Here is a 225-nt window from a genome sequence, read left to right as displayed (position 1 = left end):
ATTATATTTATCATCTGGATAACGAATACATGCAGGAATGGGTAACATTATTCGGTAAAGATTTTATGCTGAAAAACATGATTTTTCCGACCGGCATGGGAACCGATAAAACGCTCTTCATTACGCTGGATGCGGCTCGGGAGCTGAATCATAAGCAGAATAAGCTGGACTTCCCGGAGAATTCTATCTCTATTGTGCTGGTGAAAACGCAGCCGGAGATGGAAG

General features: G+C 42.7%; 1 protein-coding gene. It reads left to right on the top strand.

Translation table 11 applies throughout. From position 1 onward, the window contains the following. Positions 1–29: 29 nt before the first annotated feature. Positions 30–225 (top strand): hypothetical protein (locus LKX83_RS33155; RefSeq protein ID WP_227887548.1); only part of this gene is annotated, 196 nt, incomplete at its 3' end.

The organism is Cohnella baijiui (assembly GCF_020731285.1).
Lineage (GTDB): Bacteria > Bacillota > Bacilli > Paenibacillales > Paenibacillaceae > Cohnella.
The sequence above is the reverse complement of the archived record's forward strand: the minus strand, read 5'-3'. Positions and strand labels throughout refer to the sequence as shown.